Genomic DNA, 22,763 nt, shown 5'->3' with positions numbered 1-22,763 from the left:
GTTGCGTCAGAGCTCCATACCGTCATTCGGGTCCATGGCGACCTGACGGGCGACGCCACGCATCTGTTGACGTAGTAGACGGGATTGACGGACGGCGTCCTCATCGTCATCAAGGACGACAGCAAACTCCTGTGCCGGCGTCGGTTCGGTCGTCTCCTTGACGATCGCAATGTGATCGGGGAGTTCAGGCTCACGACGGAGGCCGCTGTTCGCCGCGTCTTCCTCTCCTTGCCCCCTCTCGGTTGGAAGTGGCACCGGCCTCAGCGTTCCGGCCGTTGACCATCCGTCCGTTCGCGATGACCGACCGGATGTCGCCGGATCGGGCGGCGGCAAGACCCGCTCGCTAAACCGCCGATCCTCATAGTAGCGCACCTTCTTCCCCCGGATCGGCGGCGTGCCTGCCACCATCACGATTTCGTCCATCGGCGAAAGCTGCATGACTTCGCCAGGGGTCAGCAGCGGTCTTGCCGTCTCCTGCCGAGAGACCATGAGGTGGCCCAGCCAGGGGTTCAACCTGTGCCCGGCATAGTTTTTCATCGCGCGCATCTCCGTCGCCGTACCCAAGGCGTCGGACACGCGTTTGGCGGTTCGCTCGTCATTGGTCGCGAAGCTGACTCGGACGTGACAATTGTCGAGGATCGCATTGTTGGGCCCATAGGCCTTCTCGATCTGATTGAGCGATTGCGCGATCAGGAAACTTTTGATGCCGTACCCCGCCATGAAGGCGAGTGCGGACTCGAAGAAGTCGAGACGCCCCAGCGCCGGGAACTCGTCAAGCATCATCAGGACTCGATGTCGACGATCGCGGGCGTGCAAGTCCTCGGTCAGGCGCCGGCCGATCTGGTTCAACACCAGACGGATGAGGGGCTTGGTCCGCGAAATATCGGAGGGAGGCACCACCAGGTAGAGCGTCGTTGGGCGGCTATCTGCGATCAGATCCGCGATCCGCCAGTCGCATCGGCAGGTCACCTTGGCCACGACGGGATCGCGGTACAGCCCCAGGAAAGACATCGCCGTCGACAGGACGCCCGAACGTTCGTTCTCCGACTTGTTGAGCAGTTCGCGCGCGGTCGAGGCGACCACGGGATGAGCGCCCTGCTCGCCCAGGTGTGGGGTGGTCATCATCGCCTTCAGCGTCGCCTCGATGGGCCGCTTCGGGTCGGACAGGAAGGCGGCGACGCCGGCCAAAGTCTTGTCCGACTCGGCATAGAGGACGTGGAGGATGGCGCCGACCAGGAGCGAATGACTGGTCTTCTCCCAATGGTTCCGCTTGTCGAGCGAACCTTCAGGGTCAACCAGGACATCGGCGACATTCTGGACGTCGCGAACCTCCCATTCCCCACGCCGGACCTCAAGGAGCGGATTGTAGGCCGAAGACTTTGGGTTGGTCGGGTCGAATAGCAGGACGCGGCCATGTCGCGAGCGGAAGCCGGCGGTCAGTTGCCAGTTCTCACCCTTGATGTCGTGAACGATGGCCGATCCGGGCCAAGCCAGCAACGAAGGAACGACGAGGCCGACACCTTTGCCCGACCGGGTGGGCGCAAAACACAATACGTGCTCCGGTCCGTCATGGCGGAGGTAGTCATGGTCGAGCTTGCCGAGCACCACGCCATCCGGACCGAGAAGTCCGGCCACTCGAACCTCTTCCGCACCGGCCCAGCGCGCCGAGCCATAAGTCTCGACGTTCTTGGCTTCGCGCGCCCGCCGGACCGACATGCCGATCGCCACCGCGATCGAAACGAAGGTCCCCGACGCCGCGATGAAGGCTCCCTCAACAAAGACCTGAGGCGCATAGGCATCATAGACGAACCACCACCAGAAGAAGACCGGGGGGGGTAATAGACCTTGAAGCCCAAGAGTTCGAACCATGGCCGCCCAAGCTCCGGTTGATAGGCAAGCCGCCAGGCCGTCCATTCTGTTGCTCCCCAGATGGCGATCAAGACGATCAGGCCGACAACGATGACCTGTCCCCAGAGGATCTTGGTTCCCGACATCCCGAACGTCCTTCCGCAACTGAATTGGAAAGATTGCTAGAGCCCGAGGTCGCGCTTGCGGCCAAAGCCCCATTCGATGCCACCGCCGTCTTTCACGACGCCGCTGACGTGTTGCCCGAGCCTCTTTTCGAGATCGCGCGACCAGGGCACGAGCTGGAAGCCGAGCCCACTATCGATCATGGCGAAGCGTCCGGAGGTGAGCGTCAACCGCTGGCGATACGTGCCCGCCACATGCTCCCCGGAGGCGGCGTTCACGTGAGCCAGGCCGGTGTCGGCCGAGACTTTTGCCGCCACCTCGTCCAGTTCGCGCCGGCGCAACGTGTTCAGGAGGTCGCGCTGCAAGATGATGCGTGAGCCTTGCCGCCGCGCCAGGTCCTCCTGGATCAAATGCTCGGTACGGGCTTCCAGGGCCTCGCGAGTCTCGCGGCCGAAGCCTCCCATAGCGAGCGGCATGGGGTCTCGTTCAACAAGTCTGTGGTCGAGCCAGGTGGCCCCCTTTGCAGTGACCTGCGCACCGAGATCGAGATCGGAACGAGTCGCCAGCACCACGGTCGGCCGCGGGTCACTGGCTTGACCGAAGCGTCGGATTTCCACGATACCGCCGGCCGGTGGCGCCTGTTCGAACGCCTCGACCCCTCGGAAGCGCACGTGGTGCGCGCGTCCGTCTGTTCCGTCGATCAGAGCGTAGGCCTCGCCAGTCAGTTCGTCATGCAATCCGCGATCGACCAGCCGTCCGATGATCTGGGACGTCGGCTCTCCGCCTTCGATGACGAAGTCGGCAACGCCGCGCGCTTCCCCGCGCTCGGTAAAGGCGCGGTGCATGGTCTTGATGATGTCGCCGCGCATGCCGAGATCGCGCAAGCTACGCTCAGCGTCGAGCCCTACCATCCATTCCCCTGGTGCGACGGATGCGGCAAGGCCCATCTTCTCCAGGTGCTGAAGGCGGCCAACCATCAGGCGCCGAATCTCAGGATCGGACTTGCCGGGAACCTCTGGGCGCAGATCGATAAAGCCGGTCTCATCTGCCGCCAACCGGATCTCCCGGTCGAGCCGCGTCCATCGTTCCGCCGTAACTTCCTTCTCCAGCGAATTGCGGATCTCGTGCTCCGGCTTCGGACCGAGTTCGATGGCAACCAGTTCCTCGGCACGTGAGCGCAGGCCCTGGCTGATATAGTCGCGAGAGATCACGAGGTCCGCCCCTTCCTCGTCCACGCCCCGAACGAGAAGATGGACGTGTGGGTTGTCCGTGTTCCAGTGATCGACGGCTACCCAATCGAGCCGCGTGCCGAGATCGGATTCTATCTGCCTGGCGAGGTCGCGGGTGAAGGCTTTGAGGTCGGTCATCTCGCCAGCGTCCTCCGGCGAGATGATGAACCGGAAATGATGCCGGTCGTCCTCACACCGCTCCGCGAAAGCCGCGCTATCGGCGCCGTCGCTGCCGGCATCGAACATCTTGGCACGCTCACCATTCCGGGTCACACCGTCGCGCTTCAGATATGAGAGATGGGCCGTCAGCGGTGCTGAACGGAAGGCTCGCCCTTTGTGACGAACCACGCGCGCCTTCACCACAACGCGCCGCGTCGGGCTGAATAATCTGGCGCGACTAAAGGCGAGGCGGCCGCGGCCAAACGTGGAGCGCCCATAGGCCGCTGAACGCCTGCCGGATCTGGTCTGATCCGAGGTGTGTCCTGCTTTCTCCGCCGCCCGCAGCACCTGGTTGATGAAGCTCTTCGGCTTCGGCGCGCGGGTACTGCGGATACGCCCAGGCCGAATACGCAGATCGCTGTCGCCCACGCTCACGGCAGGGCCTCCCAACGATCAAACGCCCACACGGTGCCGAAGACCCCCTTGATTGCATTCATCAAAATGCAAGGCGCGGCACGCGCCCCGACCGATCGGCACGCCAGAACCCAAGCCATGCCAATGGCTTGCGGTTCGACCGGCGAGCCCCTTTTATCTAGCCGTCCTGCCGTCGTGGTGTAAGCGTCCGAATCCTGCACGACTTTCCGAGAGTGCGTTGTCGTTCCATATCGGGTTCCTTGCTGCATTGGAGGATCTCCGGTGGGTACGGAATATTTCAAGAACGAAGCGCGTCGCTCTTTTTGGTCGGTACAGGTTGAGGCGTGGCGGCGAAGCGGTCTCAGCAAGCGCAAATACTGTCGTCAGCATCGTCTCAGTGGCGGCACATTCGATCGCTGGCTGCGGCATCTGATTGACGCCGAAACGCTGAAAGTACGTGCGGAATTGCGTCGCGAGGAACGTCGGGAGCGGCTTCGCAAGAAGCGGAGTCCAGTGTCGAAGGACCAGCGCTGCAGAGCCGTCCAAGCGTTCTGGACAATGCACGTTGAAGCGATGAGGTGGTGCGGACTGAGCATGCAAGCCTATGCCCGGGCACATGGCATATCGCAGCACAGCCTGAAACGGTGGCGCGATCTGATCGACGCCAATGAGGTGGAAATCGACTGGCGGACGCAACTTCATCCGAGTGCCCGCCCACTAATAAGCACTAGTGTTAGCAGCGCTGCTAAGGGGTCTCGCGCAAGAAGCCGCTTGACAGATGCACCAGCCGTCGATCCGCCGAGCGACGAACGCGCCAACCGGCGTCGCTTCAGTGAGGAGGAAAAGCTCGCGATTGTGACCCAGTCCGAGCTCCCCGGTGCCACCGCTGCCGAGGTTTGCCGGCGCCACGGCATCGTCACCAGCATGTTGTTCCGGTGGCGGGTACAGTTCGGGTTCAGCAAGCGAGTGCCGGCGAAATTGGCGGCTGTGAGGGTCGCTGGCGCACAATCCGCAACGCTCGTCCTGAATGATCTGTTGCAGCCGCCTGACGGCATGACGGTTGTCGAATTGGACGATGGGCGTCGCGTCTTCGCACCGATCGGCAGTGACCCGGATGCAGTCCGTCGCCACGTCATTGAGCAGGAGACTGCCCGATGATGATCGTGCCGGCCATGGGATATACCGACATGCGGAAGGGCCTGGATGGCCTCGCCGCTCTCGTTCAGGAACACCTCAAGAAGGACCCATTCTCCGGCCACCTGTTTGCCTTCCGAGGCAAGAAGGCAAGCACGCTTAAGATCCTGTTCTGGGACGGCAACGGCCTTTGTCTGTTCAGCAAAAGGCTCGACCAAGGCGGCTTCATCTGGCCGAGAATGAGCGATCCGGGCGGCACGGTGACGCTGTCCCCGGCGCAGCTTGCCATGCTGATCGAAGGCATCGATTGGCGCACACCCGAGCGTCGATGGCGCCCGGTCATCGCGGGTTGAATCGCAAAAACACGCATAGAATATAGCGAAGTTGCTTCGTCGAATCAGCGTGTCCGAGTAGAATCGGTCATGCAGCTCGATCTCGACAATCTGCCGTCGGATACTGCGCTTCTGCATCGCCTGGTGCGCGACATTGCTTCGGTCATCACGCATCGGAACAGCGAGATCCAGCGTCTCCAGGCAATCATCAAACAGCTTCAGCGTGCACAATTTGGGCGTCGTTCCGAGCGTCTCGACGCCGATCAACTCGCCCTTGGACTGGAAGACCTGGACGTCGATCTGTCGGCTGTCGAGGCAGATCAAGCCTCGGTGGAGGCGTCTGCGCCGACGCAGAAACTGCGGCCGAAGCGCAAGCCACTGCCGGATCATCTGCCCCGCGAAGAGGTCGTGCTCAACGTCGATAGCGAGAAATGCGCGTGCTGCGGCGGCGCGCTGCATGCGATCGGTGAGAGTGTCAGCGAGATGCTGGACTGGGTACCAGCGCAGTTGCGCGTGGTGCGCGTCTGCCGCCCGAAATATGCCTGCCGCAGCTGCGGAACGATCACCCAGGCACCGGCGCCCGAACGACCGATCGCCGGCGGTTTGGCCACGCCAGCCATGCTCGCGCAGGTGCTGGTCAGCAAATACTGCGACCACACACCGCTCTATCGACAGGCGCAGATTTTTGCCCGCCATGGCGTCGAACTGGAGCGCTCGACATTGGCCGGATGGGTCGGCGGCGCGTGCTGGTGGTTTGCGGCCCTGCACGATCGGCTGTGCGAGCACATGTTCGCGTCGGATCACCTGTTTGCCGACGACACTCCAATCCCGGTGCTCGATCCTGGCCGCGGGCGCACCAAAACCGGACGGCTGTGGGTGTATGCCCGCGATCAACGGAGCTGGGCTGGGCCTGAGCCACCAGCTGCGGTTTATGTGTTCGCGCCCGACCGGAAAGCGGAGCGCCCGGCAGCGCATCTGACGCACTTTAGGGGCGTTCTGCACGTCGACGGTTACGCTGGATTCTAGCGGCTGACTGGCGCCGGAAACATCACTCTCGCCGCATGTTGGGCGCACACCAGGCGCAAGTTCTACGAGGTTGCGCAAGCCGAGGACACGCCCATCGCGCACGAGGCCCTGCGCCGCATCGCCAGCCTCTATGCCGTCGAAGCGCAGGTGCGTGGTCAATCGCCAGCGCATCGGCTGGCCACGCGGCGCGCACTCGCCAAGCCGATCATTGACAGCCTTCGCCTTTGGCTCGAGGTTCAGCTCCCGCAACTGCCCGGCCGCGGCAATCTCGCCGAAGCGATCCGGTACGCGCTGTCGCGCTGGGATGGATTGACCCGCTTCCTCCATGACGGCCGCATCGAACTCGACACGAACCCCGTCGAGCGGGCGATCCGACCTGTGGCGCTCGGCCGCAAGAACCATCTCTTTGCCGGTAGCGACGGCGGCGGGGAACGATGGGCAATCCTCTGTTCGCTGATCGAGACGTGCAAGCTCAATGACGTCGAGCCTTACGCATACCTGCGTGACGTGCTGCAGCGAATGGTCGACGGACATCCGATCAACCGTCTGGACGAACTGCTGCCGTGGACTTGGAACGCTCAGCATCCTGTCAAGGCCTGAGCTCATGTGCAGGATCCGGACGCATACGTCGTGGTCTCCCAGTCGCCGGATCCCGAAAGAGCCGTCGCGACTTGGCAGCCGGCTCGCGAAGCCCCCACTGCTTCCGAGCGCTTGCGATAGCGATCGTTACCCGAAGGGCCGAGACACCCGAAGGGTGGCTCGGTGAGGAGCGAAGCGACGAGTAGAGCGCGGGCCGAAGGCATCGCCCGTACGCCGTCAGCTTGCGAACCCGCACGCTTGGTCATTGCGATGCTCCTGAATCGATCGAGGCACGAACACGCCAATTGGCCGAGAGAACCATGTGCCCGTCCTGCCGTCGTGGTCTCCCGGTCGCCGAAAGAGCCGCCGCGACTTCGCAGCCAACTCGCGAAGCCCCCACTGCTTCCGAGCGCTTGCGATAGCGATCGTTACCCGAAGGGCCGAGGCACCCGAAGGGTGGCTCGGTGAGGAGCGAAGCGACGAGTAGAGCGCGGGCCGAAGGCATCGCCCATACGCCATCAATACGCGGCACCTTCTTGGTGAAGCACACGAAGGCTTGCGAACCCGCGCACTTGGTCATTGCGATACTCCCGCATCCGATCGAGGGACAAACACGCCAATAGGCCGGGGGACCATGGGCGAAACATCGGGCGCAGAGATTGCAGTCGTGACGCCGCCCGACGGCATGAGCGCCGGCAACCGAACGCGTGTTTTCATGAGACCGGATCGCGTGACGAATAGCGTTGCAGCTGCTGCTGACTGTCCGCTGGACGGCCATCTCGGCGGCAGTTCGATGGCAAGCAGACTTGCAAGTTTTGCGACGTATGCTCGCGTCTCATCTGGCAGAGAGCCGCCTGCAAGATGCTCTTCATAGCGAGAGGGTCCCGCGTTGTACGCGGCAAACACGCCAGGCGAGCCATACCGATCGAGCAGTTCGCGCAAATAGGCCGTACCGGCCAGAATGTTGTTATGCGGGTCGTAGGGGTCGTTCCCGAGATTGTAGCGCTCGCGAAGTTCCCCCCAAGTCGCCGGCATGATCTGCATCAGGCCCAATGCGCCTCTGGCCGACCTGGCGTGCACGTCTCCAGCGCTTTCGATGTTGATGACTGAACCAATCCAGTTCACCGGAACTGCAAAGCGCTCTGAAGCTTCGTCGACGAAAGCTGCGAATTGGTTCCTCGTTTTTGTGACCGTTCGAACCGCGGCCGCTCTGCTCTCGGCGACGGCGGCACCGTGCGGCACAGGGCAGATGAGCAGCAGCGAAGCGAGAACCCAAACACGCGCGCACAACTGGGCCAAGCATGCTGTCGTGCCGGCACCCGTCCAGGGCAATGCTTCTCCGCGCCGGGTATTCGGCCGCCCTGGACCGCCGCTGCGCGCGGCGGCCTCGCGGACGCTCATCGAGGTGGAGGAATGATCTCGCAATCGATCGAACGGAGGAATGGCGGTCTGAACACGTGGAACACGCACGATCACTCCTCCCACGTCCACACCGGCAGCGCACGGCCGATCACTGCCGACGCCGGCAAAAATCCAAAATATCGGCCATCAAGAGAGTCGTGAGACTGCCAGTTCATGAGAAAGAGCTCGCCGTCTCCGACCACGCGGCAGCCCTGCCACTTCGGCAGCGGCCGGCCGCGTCTGTCGCGATCCCTCGCCTCGCCCACGGCGATGTCGTCGACCGAAATCGCGAGGCCGATTCTGCAAACACTCTGCCCCGGCAGGGCGAGCACGCGCTTGAGCATGGGGACGCCAATGGGCAAATAGCCGTTAAGATCGAGGAAGGTCGCGAGCAGGTCCGGTGGCTGCACGGCGACCAATTCAGTGACATGGAATTGTTCCGCCGGTCGCAAGCGATAGAGTCCGATCGGCACGCTCGCGGACGCATTCCAGATGTAGAGCGGAAGCGGCTCCAGGGCGATCGTCGCGACGAGCGCAGCAGCAGCCACAAAACTCGCGGCCAGCGTCTTCAGGCGTCCCGTCATCGCATTACCCTCTGACGGTGAAGCCAGGCCTGGTGGCGCGCTTTCGTATAGGGACGCGGGTTCTCGTTGACGGACAGACGGTTATGAACGTGATGCCAATGATCAGGCGCAACATCAGCGGGATCGATACCGAGGGCCTCGACGGCATCGACCATCTGCAGCACCCGTTCGACCTTCGGCCAACCAGACAGCCGCAGCAAGATCTGTCCGCCGGGCTTCACGTACGGTACAGTCGAGCAGCGCTGTCCCGGCGCGACCGCGCGCAAGATGTCGATCCGAGAAATGATTGTCCCAAGGTCGTTGGAGGTCCAACGGACGAAGGCAAAGATGCTGCCGGGCGCAAATGACAGGACACACCGGTGGCGATCGATCTTGCGTTCCTCGACAACGCGGCCGAACCGAATGCGGTTTTCGATACGCTTCTCGAGCCACAACACTTCCACTTCCGTGAGATCGCTCATGCGGCGGCTCCATGACGCTGGAGCTGGTAGCCGTAAGCTTGAGGCGCGGCGGAGAGTGTGCGTGGCCCGCAAGGGCGAGCTAGACTGACGGACCGGCGTTTCCGGGCGCCGCCAAGGCGGCTTTCCGCCTGGTCCGTTAGAAGAAATCCGAAGGATTTCTGGTTAGTAAAGTTAGAGCGGCCGGAAAGCGCGGAGAAGCAAGCGCTTAAGTCCGATTCCGGTCCCCGATAGCACGAGGATCGGGTCCCCGATAGCACGAGGGTTGCGGTCCCCGATAGCACGAGCTGATTCACAGGTTGTCCTCCGAATTTGGAATGAGACCGCGCCGACCCGGGCGGGCCGTTAAGGGAGCAACAGGCGTTGGCGTGAAGTTCAGGCGGTCGATGCCGTTCGGGTCGCGCGTGAGCACGAGCTGATAGCCGGGCAATATCTGGCGCTGGACGATCTGGCGCACGTCGTAAGCAAAGTGCTTGAGCGGCGAGAGAATGCCGGACTTGGCATGGAGATGCACAAGGTCAAAGCTCCAGCCGCCGTCCTGACGACCGCCGTGCTTGCGCACGAGCCGGTAGAGCCACCGCTCAAGCCCGCCCGTCAGATCGAAATACGAGCGATCAATTGTCAGCACGAGCGCGTCATCGATCACGCCGGCATAGAACCAATCAGGCAGGATCAGTTCGAGCCCGAACGGGCGGCCGTTAGCATCGGCCGTCTCCTTCCACTCGTTGATCCAGGAGAAACGATGCCGCCGCCGTTCTGCCGGCTGACGGATCGACGTCAGCACGGTCGTTGACTGAAGTCTGTCCAGACCAGCCTTCAGGCGGTCATAGTCACGTGCGCTGGTGCCGCGGCCCACGAACGTCAAAATCTCGTAAGGCGTTGCAGCCATCAGGCGCGACGTCTTCAAGCCTGCGTCGCGGGCTTCGACGATCTGGGACGCGGCCCAAATCAAAACGTCTGCATCCCAGATGGTTGCCATGCCGTGTTCCGGCACGGCTTCGACACGAATTGCAATCGCACCGGCACGGAAATCGATCGGCACGATCCGCTTGGTCTTTGCGAGCGAGAAGAACGGATATGCCATCAGATCCTGCGCGTCGCGGGGCGCAAGGTCACCGGGCAGTGCCCGAAAGAGCTCAAGCTGATCGCGCTCGGAATGGACTTTGCGCCGCATGATCACAGTCCTTCCGTGGTGATCAGCGACGTTCCTGGCCGGCATAAGGGCGCAGCGCGGGATGCTTCTTGGCCGGCAGCACCGTTCCCTTGCCGGGGTCGGAGGTCGATGTCTTGGCGCCCCGGTCGGCCCATGCTTTCAGGTCATCGACGGCGTAGACAACACGTCCGCCGATCTTCCGATACGTCGGCCCGGTGCCGTACGTGCGGTGCTTCTCCAGCGTGCGGCCGGACAGGCCAAGATAGCGCGCCGCCTCAGGTGTACGCAGGAATCGCGGGGGAAGACCGGCCATCGGATCGGGCATTTGAGAACTCCAGGAGGACAGCGCACCACGCTTGGCTAGGCCGGCGTGTGTGGGGTCATCATGGAGAAGCAAGATCTCGGAGGGGGATGCTGAATGTTGGAGGTACGATTTTCGGCACCCCTTGAGGACTGCGCTACTCGTCCTTGCGTCCGGGCCGCAGGAGTTTGCGGTAACCACCGCGCATCAACGTGAGGCCGCCTTGCACCAAGCGGATTGTCCGATTGCGCAGATCATGCGTCTTCCAGGCGTGATCGGGGATGCGCCTTTTGCCGAACAGCCCTTCGGCGATAACGCGATAACTGCCGCCGGCGCTATGCGCATCGAGCGCACGGATCGCGGCGCTCAGGCGCTCGCGCCGCTGCTTAGATAACTTGTGAAATGCAGGGCCGGGCGCGCGTCCACTCATCGCGCGCCATAGCCGTCGGGCTGCATAGGCACGCGCGCCGAAATCGCCGTCAAACGCCAGTTCGGCTGCGTATGACGCGCCTACCACGGGAGGCTCTTTCGACCAGACACGGTGATCCGTTGCCCGATGCGCAGCACGACATGCCAGCCATCGGCGGCGCGGCGTACCTGCCCCGCTGCAAGGTCGAGCAGTGGCCGGGAGGCCGAACTGCGACCGGCGGGCGACGCGACCGTGACTGGAACGACGGTCGTTAGAACCTCAGGCGCCCAAAAGATTATCTGCTCGTCGAAGGACCGCTGCGGGTCATGGGCGAAAGCAGGTGCCCCACTTCCTCCTGAACTCGGTGGTCGCTTCGCCATCTGGGCTGGTGGCGATCATCGCCTCAAAGTCGCGTCGATAGTCCGCGTTGCGGCGAAGACATTCCCAGGCGATGTCGGTGATTTCGGCGTCCTGTAGGCTCTTGTAGGAATCCGGCGACCGCCAGTCGAATTCAGGCATTGTTTCCGCCCCATTGCACACAGCTAACAACGATTGCGCCGCAATAGGTATGAACGAAGCGGTTGTAGGAAGCCCCTAGTTTGGCACCACGTGGTGCACCGGAGTGACCACCAATCAGCAAAAGAAAATAGTTCTGCCTGCGAGTCGTCAGTCGATAATTTTCTTCTATTTGGAGCCAGTGCCACGTAATAGGCGGCCCTGCTCGGTCAACCATTTGGCCCGCGCAAGGTGACTCTGATATGCGCTTCGCGCACGGTCCGGCTCCCGCACCGGATCGATGTGCAGCACGATTTGAGCGACTTCCATCCAGTCAGCCCCTTCGCTTTCGGCCTGCAGAAGGCGCATGTAGGTCACCACATGCCGCTCATCGTAGACAGTGAGAATTTGATCTGCAGGCGCAGCATCGGCGACGTCTGGGTCGAGCGGCGGCTTCCTCATAAGACTCCACGCCTTAGATTAGACAATTTCTAACACGCGGTCCGGAAGGAGCAGAAGCGTTAAAACTGTCGCGGGAGCCATCCGGAGGGTGTTTTGTCGAGAATACTCCGTGGTGAAATACTCTTCAAGGACATGCCCTCTCGCGTATGGATATACGCGAGATACTTGCAATCAATTTGCGGAAGCTCCGGCAGGCCCGTGGTTTGTCACAGGAGGAATTGGCTCATCGTGCTGAAATTGACCGCACTTATATCAGCGCACTCGAGCGAAGCGTTTATGCGGCGGGTATCGACGTTGTCGATCGGCTCGCGCGCAGCCTGGGTGTCGAGGCCGCCGACCTGCTCACTCGCCCGCCCACAAGCGCCAAGAAGAAGACTCGGGGACAGGCCGAGTGATTGATGTCGAGCCGCTCGATCCGGCGGCCGGTTTGCGCTCACTGATGCCAAGGATGAGAAGCCCCGCCCGGCGGACCGGACGGGGCTTGATGGAGTGGGCCTACTCGCCAGTCTTGCGCGGCCGCGACCACAGCAGGGTGTAGCCCTCACCGCCTTCGTCGTCGAACAGGTTCGCGTAGATCGGCCCGTTGAACGAGGGGGCGTCCAGCTTGAGCGAGAGGTAGTCGCGGCCTTCCTCGGAACGCTTCGACCAGGCTGCGCCGATCTCCGCCCGGCCCACATAGATTCGGTGGCTGGGGGCGTTGTCATTGGAGCGGTTGGTCTCGGCGACGATGCGGACGCCCTTGGCCTTCAGGCTCAGGGTGACGATCTCGCCCTGGAACTCGTTGCCGACCTTCTTGAAAGAACCGATGTTAGCCATGTCACTTCTCCTGTTGTGTTTCGAGCCCGCGACCACCGCGGCCTCGATGGCGATCTAGGGCCGAGGACGATCGGCGACGCACTCGCTCGCGGGCCGGAGCGCAGCGGAGGACGTCGTTGTGGCGACTTTCTTGTCTCGCGAGGAATGGGCGAAGCCCAGGGGAAGAAAGTCGCATCAACGGCGTTGCGGCTCAGACGATCGAGGCGAAGCCGGTCTTCGGCCAGATCAAGCCATCAACGAGGCCACGTGCGTCTGCGTGCTGAACCACAATCTCTGGAGAAGCGTGGCTATCTCGGTTCTGATGAACAAGAGGTCGGAACGATTCAGCGCGGAAAGAGAAACAATCTGCTGCAAAGGGCGCCATCGTCTCCCAGAAACGAATCGAGGCAACACCGCTCCGCCGCGGCTGCGTGGGCCAGACCGGATGCCGCCGCTTGATCAAGGAGTTCGGAGGAGGATTGCCTCTCCCGCGATCAGGCTTTAGTCATCGCTCAGCGCGCCGATCTACGCGAACCTGTTCGTCGACGAAGGCGGTGAACGGTCATCCTCTCGGGCCATGCGGCCGTAAGAACTGGTTAGGACGGATTCTCCAAGACCCCGCCCGGCTCGAACGAGCGGGTCTTCGCCAAAACCATCAAGCGCGTCCATGACGTAACGCCAATGCAGACTGCGCCGAGGCAAGCGAAGACCTCACGCCAAGCCGGCGAAGGCACCCCGATCTGGGACACCGCGAACACCACATGATAGCCGGCGACAGCCGCGGGAACAGCAAATGCTGTCGCGATCGCGATTTGCAAGGCCGAGGACCGAGTAACAGCAAAGGCGACCTGGCCTAGGACGAGCGTCAGCGCACCGCCGGCCGTTCCAAGAAGCAGCGCGCCGATGAGGCCGGCACCGCTCTGAAACGCTATCATCCCGATACTCAGGGAGACGAAAAGCGGCAACGCATACACGGCGAGTGTAAAGATCGCCCAGCAGAACAAGCCGATGCCGAGTGTGTTGAGAACAAGCCCAATAGCGAGCATGGTGGTGGCTCCATGTGCATAGATGTACCAGTCGCGCCTTCCACCACCACCACGGCGCAACTCTGGATATGAGACCGAAACGAGGCGGAGTTGCGGCGTGCAACTCCACCTTGGCGTCTTCGAGGTGACGGCGCTTACGCGCCGCCGAACTTCCAGACGGGAATGCCGAGCCGCTTTGCCTTGTCGGCAAGGTTGTCCTGAATTCCCGTGCCCGGGAAGTGCATGAGGCCGATCGGCAGGAGTTCGAGCATGGCGTCGTTCCGCTTGAAAGGCGCTGCCTTAGCATGCTTTGTCCAGTCGGGCTTGAAAGCGATCTGAGGCACCTTGCGGGTGATCGCCCATTTGGAGGCGATCAGTTCGGCCCCTTTCGGCGAGCCGCCATGGAGCAGGACCATGTCGGGATGCTTGGCGTGAGCTTTGTCGAGACGATCCCAGATCAGGTGGTGGTCGTTGAAGTCGAGCCCGCCGGTGAGTGCGATCTTCGGGCCCGCCGGCAACATGACCTCGGTCTCAGTGCGGCGCTTGGCTGCGATGAAGTCGCGGGAGTCGATCATCGCTGCGGTGAGCGTGCGGTGGTTCACCAGTGATCCCGATCGGGGACGCCAGAATGAGCCGGTGTGTGTCTCGAAGCGCTCGATGGCCTGGTCACGGAAGAGTTCCAGGCAGTTGCGGCGCTCAATCAGCGTGATGCCTTCCGCCGTAATGCGCTCGAGTTCGACGGATCGGACTTCGGAGCCGTTCTGCTCGCGCTGGCTCTTCTGCTGCGCCTGTTCGTTGTCGTCGAGTTGGCGTTCGATGCGGTCGACGGCACGATGGAACAGGTTGACAGTCGACCAGAGCAGATCGTCAAGATCCGGCTCGAGCCGAGTGTCGCTCAAGGTCGCGACCAGGGCATCGAAGATGTCGGCGACGGCTACGGCGACGATCCTGCCCTCGGGAAGCGGCCGTGGATCGGGCTGGTCGTCGAAGGGGCGGTAACCGAAGAGCTGCAATTCGGTGAGAACGTGATCGGTTGGAGAAGAGACGTGCTGCACCTCGGTGTCGTCGTGGTCGGTCATGGTGGAGAGGCCCTTTGCCGGATCGACCGCGCCCATCGCGGCCTTCGTGGCGATCACTCAGACGGCGGGCGGACCGGGCCAGAACCCGAAGGGCCGAAGCGCAGCGGAGGATGGCGGAGGCCGGCTATTTTGCTTCGCGATGCAAAGCGCGCTGGCCAGATAAATAATGTGTCTTCCATCGCCCACGCGCGGCGGAAAATAGCCGGACGCAGCCATTGCCGGCCCGAGCCGCTTGCCGTCCGATCGCCCTCCAGAAGGCCGTGGTCGCGTGCTCTTCCGGCATTGGACGCGTCGTGACCGGGCTGTCGTCCCCGATCGAAGCGCACGGGCTATTCCGCAGCTACCGTCGGAGAATGCAGGAAGCGGACGACGTCCTCCGGTACGAGTTGAAGGAGCAACGCTGCTCGGAGGGCCTCGAGGCCGAAGATGTGCAGATCTTCGTTGAAGTCGCCCAGTCGAGGCGACAGCGGGATCACTTCAATCCCGACGGCTTCCGCGCGCTGGGCAAGAATAGCCTGTCCGGCATCTCCCGCGGCATCGTCGTCGCGGGCGATATAGAGACGTCGCAGGCCAGACGGCAGCAACATCGCTGAGAGGTGATTGGCAGAGAGAGCAGCGGTCATGGGCAAGGTCGGCAGTACATAACGCAGCGACAGCATGGTCTCGATCCCCTCGCCCGCAGCGAGCACGTCGTCCACCACTCCGAAGCGAACGGCGTTGCCAAGCAGGTCGCCCATGGCCCGTCGTGGCGTGTCGATCGGGGCCTTGCCGAGCCGCACGCGATCGGAGCCGTGTGGATCTAGCCAGGTGCGATGCACGCCGGTGATCCGTCCCTCGAGGTCCGTGACCGAGCCTATCATCGCCGGCCATGTTTCGGTCGGCAAATGCTCGTCCGGTCGGTAGTAACAACGCGGGTGGAAGCGAAGGCTGCCACCATGATGGATTTGGCCTATTCCGCGGCCTTGCAAGTACGTCTCGGCTAGCGTCCCTTTAATCGGGCTTGATATCGCAAAGAGCCGACGAGCGGCTTCCTGCGATCCGGCTGGCGCGACTGAACGAATGGGTTTCGGAGCGAATTGCGGCTGTGAACGAGGCAGCTTCAGAAACCGCCTCGCCTCCTCTACGACCTCGCGAAAGTCTCGCAACGCCAGACTTTCGCGAATGATGTCGAGGAGATCACCATGTTCTCCGGTCGCGGCGTCGGTCCATTTCCCCGCGAGTCCCTTCGGCGATTCCTGGAGCCGGACGAACAACGAGCGGCCCGGCGCGTTGTGGACGTCGCCGACTACCCAGTATCGCCCCGCTCGCTTGCCGCGGGAGAGATAGTGCCTGCACACCGCCTCGGCGTCGCGCGCGAGGCGGCGTGCCAGTTCGGAGGCGTCGCGCGACATCACACAGCCTCCCGCTCACTGATGCGCGCTACCGGATAAGTGTCGAGCACTTTCGACAGGACCTCGACGCCGCTCGCGTCCGTGGGCACGAACATCCGCAGCTTCCAGGAGATGATCTCCCCAAAGAGGCCGTCAGCACGGAGGCGATCGCGCATTGTGTCGTTGAATCCCGAGAGCTCGATGCGATGTGCACCCATCACCTGGACGCGGCGAAGCTGGAGCCCCTCCGCAAGATCGATAACGGCCCGCCCCCCCATCAGCGCGGCAAAGGCTGCGCCCGGCGTCAGTGAAGGCGCGTCCGTCGCAAGGACGTTTGCGACCCACGCGGCAGAAACCTTGCGACCGATGATGCGCTCGCCCGCATCGCTCTGGAGCCGATAGACACGGGTCGATTCGTTCGGCAGCCGCTTCCAAATCGGTAGCAGCAAGCCCGCCACGACGTGGATCGTGCTTTCCGAGAACTCGGGGACCTCGGCAAGCTCCGCCAGCCATGCCGCAGCGAAGCGCTCACGGTCCGCCTCGGCCCAATGGCTTTCCGCCATCATGTTCAAGGCGACCGTGTGCTGCTCCATCGGCCGGACCAGGCGGACGCGCCGTTCGATCTCGCCGTCGTCGAGCATGACGCTCACCGCCGGGACCTGCACGGCGGCTCGTCCAGAGCGCTCATTGATTAGCAGGACAGCCTGACGATCGGAAACACGAGCAAGAGCATCGTCCAGGCCCACAGGATGGTTGCGCTGGCGCTGCGTGATCTTGAGCAGCCGGGCCTCGGCGCCGGTGCCCGGATGGGCGTAGATCGTCCGCCGGTTAGTGACGACAAAGCTTTCGGCGCGGAGCGTTTCCAGCCCGACGTCGTAGGTGCCCGACGCGACTGCGCCTTCGATCCGACCGGTCAAGAGCTGCTCGAAGGCGGTGAACAGGACATTCTGTAGGTCGATGGTGAGCGCCAAAAGCCTGTTCAGGAAGGTCGTGATCGGCGGTAGGTCATCCCTGAGCCCATTGGCATCCGTCAGTTTCAGCCCGGTGGCATCCTCGAACTCTTCGAGCGAGCAGCCTTCGACCTTGCCGCGCACCAACAACGTGTAGAGCTGACGCAACGCGTCACGCCCGTACTGGCTTTCGAGATTGTCCTCCGGCCGAAACAGGCCCTGCCCCCCGGTCTGGCGCTGGCCGCGGGTGATCGCTCCTAGCGTATCGAGCCGGCGGGCAATGGTGCTGAGAAAGCGCTTTTCGGCCTTCACATCGGTCGCGATCGGACGAAACAGCGGCGGCTGCGCCTGGTTGGTCCGATTGGTCCGGCCGAGCCCCTGGATCGCGGCGTCCGCCTTCCAGCCGGGCTCGAGCAGGTAATGGACCCGCAGGCGGCGATTCCGGGCTGACAACTCTGCATGGTAGCTCCTCCCCGTGCCGCCCGCGTCGGAGAACACGAGGATGCGCTTGAGATCGTCCATGAAGGCAGAGGTTTCGGCGAGGTTGGCGGAGCCGGCCCGGTTTTCGACGACCAGCCGGTCGCCCTTGCGAACGATGCGGCGCGAGCGGCCGGTCAATTCAGCGACCATGTCGGTGCCGAAGCGCTGCACGATCTGGTCCAGCGCGCCCGGGACCGGCGGCAGCGAGGCGAGCTCTTCGATGAGACGGTCCCGGCGAGCGACAGCTTCCCGGCTCTCGACCGGCTGACCGTCACGATAGACAGGCCGGGAGCAGAGGTTGCCCTCCTGATCGGTGAAGGGCTCGTAAAGCTGGACGGGAAAGGAATGGGCGAGATAGTCGAGAACATACTCGCGTGGGGTGATATCGACCTGTACGTCGCCCCACTCCTCAGTCGGAATCTCGGCGAGCCGACGCTCCATCAACGCCTCACCGGTCGAGACGATCTGGATGACCGCGGCGTGTCCAGACTCAAGATCGTTCTCGATCGATCGGATGAGCGACGGCGTCTTCATCGATGTCAAAAGATGCCCGAAGAAGCGCTGCTTGGCGCTTTCGAAGGCGGACCGTGCCGCAGATTTGGCCTGCCCGTTCAGCGTTCCCGTTGCGCCTGTGATGTTGGCGGCTCGCATCGCCGCATCGAGGTTGTTATTGATTACGCTGAACGCACCGGCATAGGCATCGTAAATGCGAACCTGCTCCGGCGTAAGTTGGTGCTCCACCAGGTCGTACTCGACGCCTTCGTAGGAGAGCGAGCGAGCCGCGTAGAGACCGAGCGCCTTGAGGTCACGCGCCAGCACTTCCATGGCTGCGACGCCGCCCTCCTCGATCGCTTCGACGAACTCGGCACGGGTGGCGAACGGAAAGTCGGCGCCGCCCCAAAGGCCGAGGCGTTGGGCATAAGCGAGATTATGAACCGTGGTGGCGCCAGTCACGCTGTGCATCTTCGATCAGCTTGTCCGACTTGCTGATCCAGACCGCGCGGCGGCGGCCCTTGAGCCAGTTGTCGAGCAGGATCCCCGCGACCTGCCGCCCCTTGCCCGCCCCGGTGCCATCGCCCAAGAACCAGCCACGTCGAAAGCGGACGGCATTCTCTGCGTCGTCGCGCGCGGCGGCCAGAACATCAAAGGTCGCGTCGACCGTCCAGGAGCCCGAGAGAAACTCAGAATGCGCCTCGCCTGCATAGATGACGCTCTCGAGCTGAGCGTCCGACAGAAGTCCGTCTGCCATAACATTGACGGGCAGGTGCGGACGATAGGATGGCTTCGGTGGCGCAACGGAAGCCATCGCCGCGGATTGAACGAGTTTGGTCGGATGTGCGCACGATCCCGAAATACGGATCGACTGCAATCCATACTCCTCGTAAAGTGCATCGGTCAGCCGGCCGCCTTCCGGCGGCGACCATTCGACCGTTTCGTACGCAAGTTCGACACCTTCTGGCGCTGCGGTTATCGAAGAGGACGAAGAAGTTGGTGCAACGGGGCCGACCGATCGTGACGTTGCTGGCCGCCCGATAGCAGCGATCTCCGATGGTGAGGCGACGGGCAGCCTTTCAGGCACTTGCTGGTTCACCCAGCCAAGCAAGGTCGCGACATCGCCCGCCATTCCTGGCGAGGCAGGAAAAGCTTTCGGATCTGCGGCGGGCAGCTTGTCGATCACAAGCAGCCTCGTATCCGTCCGAGTGCCATGCTTGGCGTAAAAGCTGCCGTCGAGAGCCGCAGAAAAGACGACCCGCCCGCGTTCCTGGAGCCGCACAAAGGCATCTCGCCATGTCGGGTTATCCGGCGCGAAGCTCGCGCCAGCGATGGCGACGAGGCGTCCACCGTCGCAAAGACGCGCGAACGCCGAAGCGACGTGGCGGAGAGCCGCATCCGCCATCCGTCGATCGACATTGGCCAACGCGGAGAACGGCGGGTTCATCAGTACGACGCTTGGTACGAAACTGGCGTCGAGATGATCGTCGATCTGGGCGGCGTCGAACCGCGTAACCTTAACGCTTGCGAAGAGATGATCGAGCAGCGACGCGCGGGCCTCGGCCAGTTCGTTCATCACCAAGGCACCGCCAGCGAGCTCGGCAAACACGGCGAGCAAACCGGTCCCCGCGGAGGGCTCCAGGACGCGATCGGCCGGCGTAATGCCGGCTGCGGTGCATGCCGCAAGCCCGAGCTGGATCGGTGTCGAGAATTGCTGAAGCGCCTGACTGTCCTCGGAACGCCGCGTATGGGTCGGCAAACAGCTCGCGACCTTCACAAGCATCGGCAGCATGGCGACGGTCGAGCCGGCCTTGGCGCGCATGGCCGGGCCGAACTTGCGAAGGAACAGAACGGTTGCCGCCTCGCAGACGTCATAGGCGGTTTTCCAGTTCCAAACGCCGGCTGTGTCCGAAGCGCCAAAGGCGGCTTCCATGGCGCTACGCAAAACAGCGGCATCGATGCGCCGGCCGCGTTCGAGCTCGGTCAGAAGCTGTCGCGCGGCCCTGACGGCGGCTGAGGTGAGATTTGCAGCGGCACGCATGGAGAGCGGCGTGGCGACGCCGCCGGCAAGAGATTCGGTCATGGCAGGATTTCTTTCGGAGAGCAGGAACGAGTCGAACCATCAGGCGCTCTCCTCCGCCCCAACGGCTCAAACCCTTCCCGGCCTAGCTCTCCCTCTGAGCCCTCGCCCATAAGAATGGGGACCGGCATTCTGCACCGGTCCCCAAGCAACTGCAGGACGGCCGGAGCCGTCCCGCTTTGTGTTTTCACTCGGCCGCGTCGAGCTGTTGCGGATCGTCGTCGCTGGCGTTCTCTTGATCCTCATCATCGGCGAGGAATTCGGGAAGCGGGCCCGCTTCGCCCTCCTGTCCCACTGGCGCCGCATCGGGATCGACGAGACGCAGCGGCTCCGGCAACCAACCCGAGCCATCCAGAAGGCGCTCGGCCTCCTTGGCCATGTCGGCCTTCTTCAGATGGTCGATCAGTTGCGCCGACAACTCGCCCTTCGCTTCCCGCACGGCCTCCAGAATACGCGGCTTGGTGACCCGGCCGAAATAGTTGTCGATGGTCGCTCGCCAGCCAGCCTGCGCCATGTCAAGCCCGACCGCGCGCGCCAGCACGTCAGCCTGGTCAAGACGCGTGCGGACACCGTGCGCGGAGACGCGGCCCTGATTGGCGCGATTGGCCGGTTCAAAGACGGCGTTGACCGCGAATGACGCGCAGTGGGCGAACAGCGATGCCTGTGCACCACCATCGAGAGCCGTCAGCGTGTCCCACAGATCGTTCTCGCTCTTCGGCAACCGTGCCTTCCAGGCTTCATGCCGCGCCTCGACAGCCTTGGCCGAGACGCTTTCTCGCAGCCCCGGAGCTTGAGCGGGAAAATTTGGCGTGCGAAGGCCGATCTCAAGACAGCTCCCGGACGAGGCGAACCGGTAAAAGGCCGTCAGCACGAAGTTATGCAGCACCGCCTGGAACGCGACCGCTGGATTTTCTGCCAGCGCATCCCGCAATGCCAGCGTACGATGCGCCGTCAGCTCGATAATCAGCCGATCCGGCAGAGGCCTGGCCGCGTCCTCATCATCTTCTTCAGCATCAGGAGCACTACCTGCGACCGCTATGACCGAGCGCTGGACGGAAGAGCCCCCTCCTTGACCTTCGGTCGACGACGCATCAGCGCCCTGCTCGGCATCAGGATCGGCTGCCGGCACCTCGTCCTCTGGCCGGACGTAACCCCGGTCCACGGAGAGGCGCCCTTCGGAATCGATGCTGATGAAGACGCCGGCTCGGGCGATCTCCGACTGATCATAAAGCATCGGCCGGTCTTCGAATGCCGCCAGTGCCGACTCGATTGCGCCGAGACGCTGATCGACCTCGTCGGGCAATTCGTCGGCATCCTGATAATCGGTTTGGAGCTTGGCCTGCTCGGCGTTCAGCGCATCGATGGTGGCCTGCTCCTCAGGCGAGAGATCGACAGGTCTGCCCTCGATTTCTCTTAGGCCTTGGATGTGACCGTAGGGGAACTCTACGGCGATCGATATCCACTTCCAACCTTCGGCGGCAATCGTCTCAGCCTCGGCCTTGAGCTTTTCGGTTACGAGGCGGTCGAGCAGCACGACGTCCTGAAGCCAGCCGCCGTCGTCGTGCTCGAACAGATCCCGCAGAACGCCGCCACCCGCGTTCTGATAGGCATCAAGGCCCACAAATTGGGCGCGGCGATCGGACCAGCGTACGGTGTTCTCGGTGAGCAAGCGCCGGATAAGGTAAGGCTCGTCATAGCCGGAACGGCTGACATTCTCCCAGACTTGCTCCTGGCGGGCGTGATCGGCCGTGACCGAGAACGCCATGAGCTGCTCGAGAGTCATGCCGTCTTCGGCATAGACTTCATGCAGCTTCGGCGACACCGACGCCAGCCGTAGGCGCTGCTTGACAATTGCAGGGTTCACGAAATGGCGGGCGGCAATGTCTTCCTCGCTCATGCCGAGATCGCGGAGTGTCTGGAAGGCCCGAAACTGATCGAGCGGGTGCAGGCCGACCCGCTCATCGTTCTCCGCCACCGAATCGTCCTCCGCAATGCCCCCTTCGCGAACAACGCAGGGCACCGCCTGCGACTTCGACATCCGCTTTTGCTTCACCAGAAGCTCGAGAGCGCGATAACGCCTGCCACCCGCCGGCACCTCGAACATGCCGGTCTCGTTGCCAGCTGCATCAACAACGGCCCGGACACTCAGACTTTGCAGAAGCGTACGCTGCGCGATGCTCTCGGCTAGCTGCTCGATCGAAACACCGGCCTTGACGCGGCGAACGTTCGACTGGCTGAGCACGAGCTTATTGAAGGGAATGTCCCGGGAAGGCGACAGCGTGATCTTTTGGACGGCTTTCGTCATTTTGGCTCTCCACGACGGGCGGCCGTGAGACTCTCTCTTGGCTTCCAACCCGTCGCGAACAGCCTCCCCTCCTCTCACTC

General features: G+C 62.9%; 17 protein-coding genes and 3 pseudogenes. 4 read left to right on the top strand and 16 right to left on the bottom strand.

The genetic code is table 11. The features are described from left to right. Positions 1 to 6: 6 nt before the first annotated feature. Together D6B98_RS23550 and D6B98_RS23545 are read right to left on the bottom strand one after the other, a co-directional pair. Positions 7 to 1,994 (bottom strand): annotated as a pseudogene (locus D6B98_RS23550) (conjugal transfer protein TraG). Between the two features lie 36 nt (positions 1,995 to 2,030). Next, a complete protein-coding gene (locus D6B98_RS23545; protein WP_126259277.1) occupies positions 2,031 to 3,794 on the bottom strand; it encodes a relaxase/mobilization nuclease domain-containing protein in 1,764 nt (587 codons plus the stop codon). A 261-nt stretch (positions 3,795 to 4,055) separates the two neighbouring features. Here D6B98_RS23545 and tnpA point away from each other — a divergent pair, with 261 nt between their 5' ends. The 3 genes and pseudogenes from tnpA (at position 4,056) to tnpC (ending at position 6,865) form a co-directional block, all read left to right on the top strand. After that, positions 4,056 to 4,931: an IS66 family insertion sequence element accessory protein TnpA gene (tnpA, locus tag D6B98_RS23540; protein ID WP_126259276.1), complete on the top strand. Its 876-nt coding sequence runs from the start codon at positions 4,056 to 4,058 to the stop codon at positions 4,929 to 4,931. Further along, a complete protein-coding gene (tnpB, locus tag D6B98_RS23535) occupies positions 4,928 to 5,260 on the top strand; it encodes an IS66 family insertion sequence element accessory protein TnpB (RefSeq protein WP_126259275.1) in 333 nt (110 codons plus the stop codon). The genes tnpA and tnpB overlap by 4 nt, the downstream gene beginning before the upstream one ends. Positions 5,261 to 5,329: 69 nt before the next feature. Next, positions 5,330 to 6,865 (top strand): annotated as a pseudogene (tnpC, locus tag D6B98_RS23530) (IS66 family transposase). A gap of 555 nt (positions 6,866 to 7,420) precedes the next feature. On the opposite strand, the gene D6B98_RS23525 reads toward tnpC, so the two are convergent. From D6B98_RS23525 to D6B98_RS23485, 8 genes are all read right to left on the bottom strand, one after another. Next, positions 7,421 to 8,320: a lytic transglycosylase domain-containing protein gene (locus tag D6B98_RS23525; RefSeq protein ID WP_245481448.1), complete on the bottom strand. Its 900-nt coding sequence runs from the start codon at positions 8,318 to 8,320 to the stop codon at positions 7,421 to 7,423. Further along, on the bottom strand, positions 8,317 to 8,829 hold the full coding sequence (locus D6B98_RS23520; RefSeq protein ID WP_126259274.1) for a S26 family signal peptidase: 513 nt from the start codon (positions 8,827 to 8,829) through the stop codon (positions 8,317 to 8,319). Before D6B98_RS23520 ends, D6B98_RS23525 begins: the two co-directional genes overlap by 4 nt. Then, on the bottom strand, positions 8,826 to 9,290 hold the full coding sequence (locus tag D6B98_RS23515) for a DUF2840 domain-containing protein (protein ID WP_126259273.1): 465 nt from the start codon (positions 9,288 to 9,290) through the stop codon (positions 8,826 to 8,828). The genes D6B98_RS23520 and D6B98_RS23515 overlap by 4 nt, the downstream gene beginning before the upstream one ends. Before the next feature lie 289 nt (positions 9,291 to 9,579). Next, positions 9,580 to 10,461, bottom strand: coding sequence for a replication initiator protein A (locus tag D6B98_RS23505; protein WP_126259271.1), 882 nt, complete (start codon positions 10,459 to 10,461; stop codon positions 9,580 to 9,582). Positions 10,462 to 10,483: 22 nt separating this feature from the next. Next, positions 10,484 to 10,765 (bottom strand): helix-turn-helix transcriptional regulator, encoded by a 282-nt coding sequence (locus tag D6B98_RS23500; RefSeq protein ID WP_008561544.1) that lies wholly within the window; start codon positions 10,763 to 10,765, stop codon positions 10,484 to 10,486. A gap of 133 nt (positions 10,766 to 10,898) precedes the next feature. Beyond that, a complete protein-coding gene (locus D6B98_RS40935) occupies positions 10,899 to 11,171 on the bottom strand; it encodes a DUF2285 domain-containing protein (RefSeq protein ID WP_235885188.1) in 273 nt (90 codons plus the stop codon). A 303-nt stretch (positions 11,172 to 11,474) separates the two neighbouring features. Next, on the bottom strand, positions 11,475 to 11,669 hold the full coding sequence (locus tag D6B98_RS23490) for a transcriptional regulator domain-containing protein (protein ID WP_126259270.1): 195 nt from the start codon (positions 11,667 to 11,669) through the stop codon (positions 11,475 to 11,477). A 165-nt stretch (positions 11,670 to 11,834) separates the two neighbouring features. Further along, positions 11,835 to 12,107 carry a DUF2285 domain-containing protein gene (locus D6B98_RS23485; protein ID WP_126259269.1) on the bottom strand — a complete coding sequence of 91 codons (273 nt, stop codon included), beginning with the start codon at positions 12,105 to 12,107 and terminating at the stop codon, positions 11,835 to 11,837. A 146-nt stretch (positions 12,108 to 12,253) separates the two neighbouring features. Here D6B98_RS23485 and D6B98_RS23480 point away from each other — a divergent pair, with 146 nt between their 5' ends. Continuing rightward, positions 12,254 to 12,502 carry a helix-turn-helix domain-containing protein gene (locus D6B98_RS23480; protein ID WP_126259268.1) on the top strand — a complete coding sequence of 83 codons (249 nt, stop codon included), beginning with the start codon at positions 12,254 to 12,256 and terminating at the stop codon, positions 12,500 to 12,502. A gap of 100 nt (positions 12,503 to 12,602) precedes the next feature. On the opposite strand, the gene D6B98_RS23475 is transcribed toward D6B98_RS23480, so the two are convergent. The 6 genes and pseudogenes from D6B98_RS23475 to D6B98_RS23445 all read right to left on the bottom strand — a co-directional run bounded on the left by D6B98_RS23475 (position 12,603) and on the right by D6B98_RS23445 (position 22,683). Further along, a complete protein-coding gene (locus D6B98_RS23475; RefSeq protein WP_126259267.1) occupies positions 12,603 to 12,923 on the bottom strand; it encodes a DUF736 domain-containing protein in 321 nt (106 codons plus the stop codon). A gap of 575 nt (positions 12,924 to 13,498) precedes the next feature. Then, a complete protein-coding gene (locus tag D6B98_RS23465; protein ID WP_126259265.1) occupies positions 13,499 to 13,948 on the bottom strand; it encodes a hypothetical protein in 450 nt (149 codons plus the stop codon). 134 nt (positions 13,949 to 14,082) lie between these two features. Then, a complete protein-coding gene (locus D6B98_RS23460; RefSeq protein ID WP_126259311.1) occupies positions 14,083 to 15,006 on the bottom strand; it encodes a DUF2493 domain-containing protein in 924 nt (307 codons plus the stop codon). Between the two features lie 329 nt (positions 15,007 to 15,335). After that, the gene (locus D6B98_RS23455) at positions 15,336 to 16,397 is read right to left on the bottom strand and encodes a DUF7146 domain-containing protein (RefSeq protein ID WP_126259264.1); all 1,062 of its coding nucleotides are present in this window, start codon (positions 16,395 to 16,397) and stop codon (positions 15,336 to 15,338) included. Beyond that, a pseudogene (locus D6B98_RS23450) lies at positions 16,397 to 20,381 on the bottom strand (strawberry notch C-terminal domain-containing protein). The gene D6B98_RS23455 and the pseudogene D6B98_RS23450 overlap by 1 nt, the downstream one beginning before the upstream one ends. Positions 20,382 to 20,565: 184 nt before the next feature. Next, a complete protein-coding gene (locus D6B98_RS23445; RefSeq protein ID WP_126259263.1) occupies positions 20,566 to 22,683 on the bottom strand; it encodes a ParB/RepB/Spo0J family partition protein in 2,118 nt (705 codons plus the stop codon). Positions 22,684 to 22,763 lie beyond the last annotated feature (80 nt).

This window comes from Bradyrhizobium sp. LVM 105 (assembly GCF_003957705.1).
Lineage (GTDB): Bacteria > Pseudomonadota > Alphaproteobacteria > Rhizobiales > Xanthobacteraceae > Bradyrhizobium > Bradyrhizobium frederickii.
Note: the sequence above shows the minus strand (reverse complement) of the source record. Positions and strands in the feature narration are given on the sequence as shown.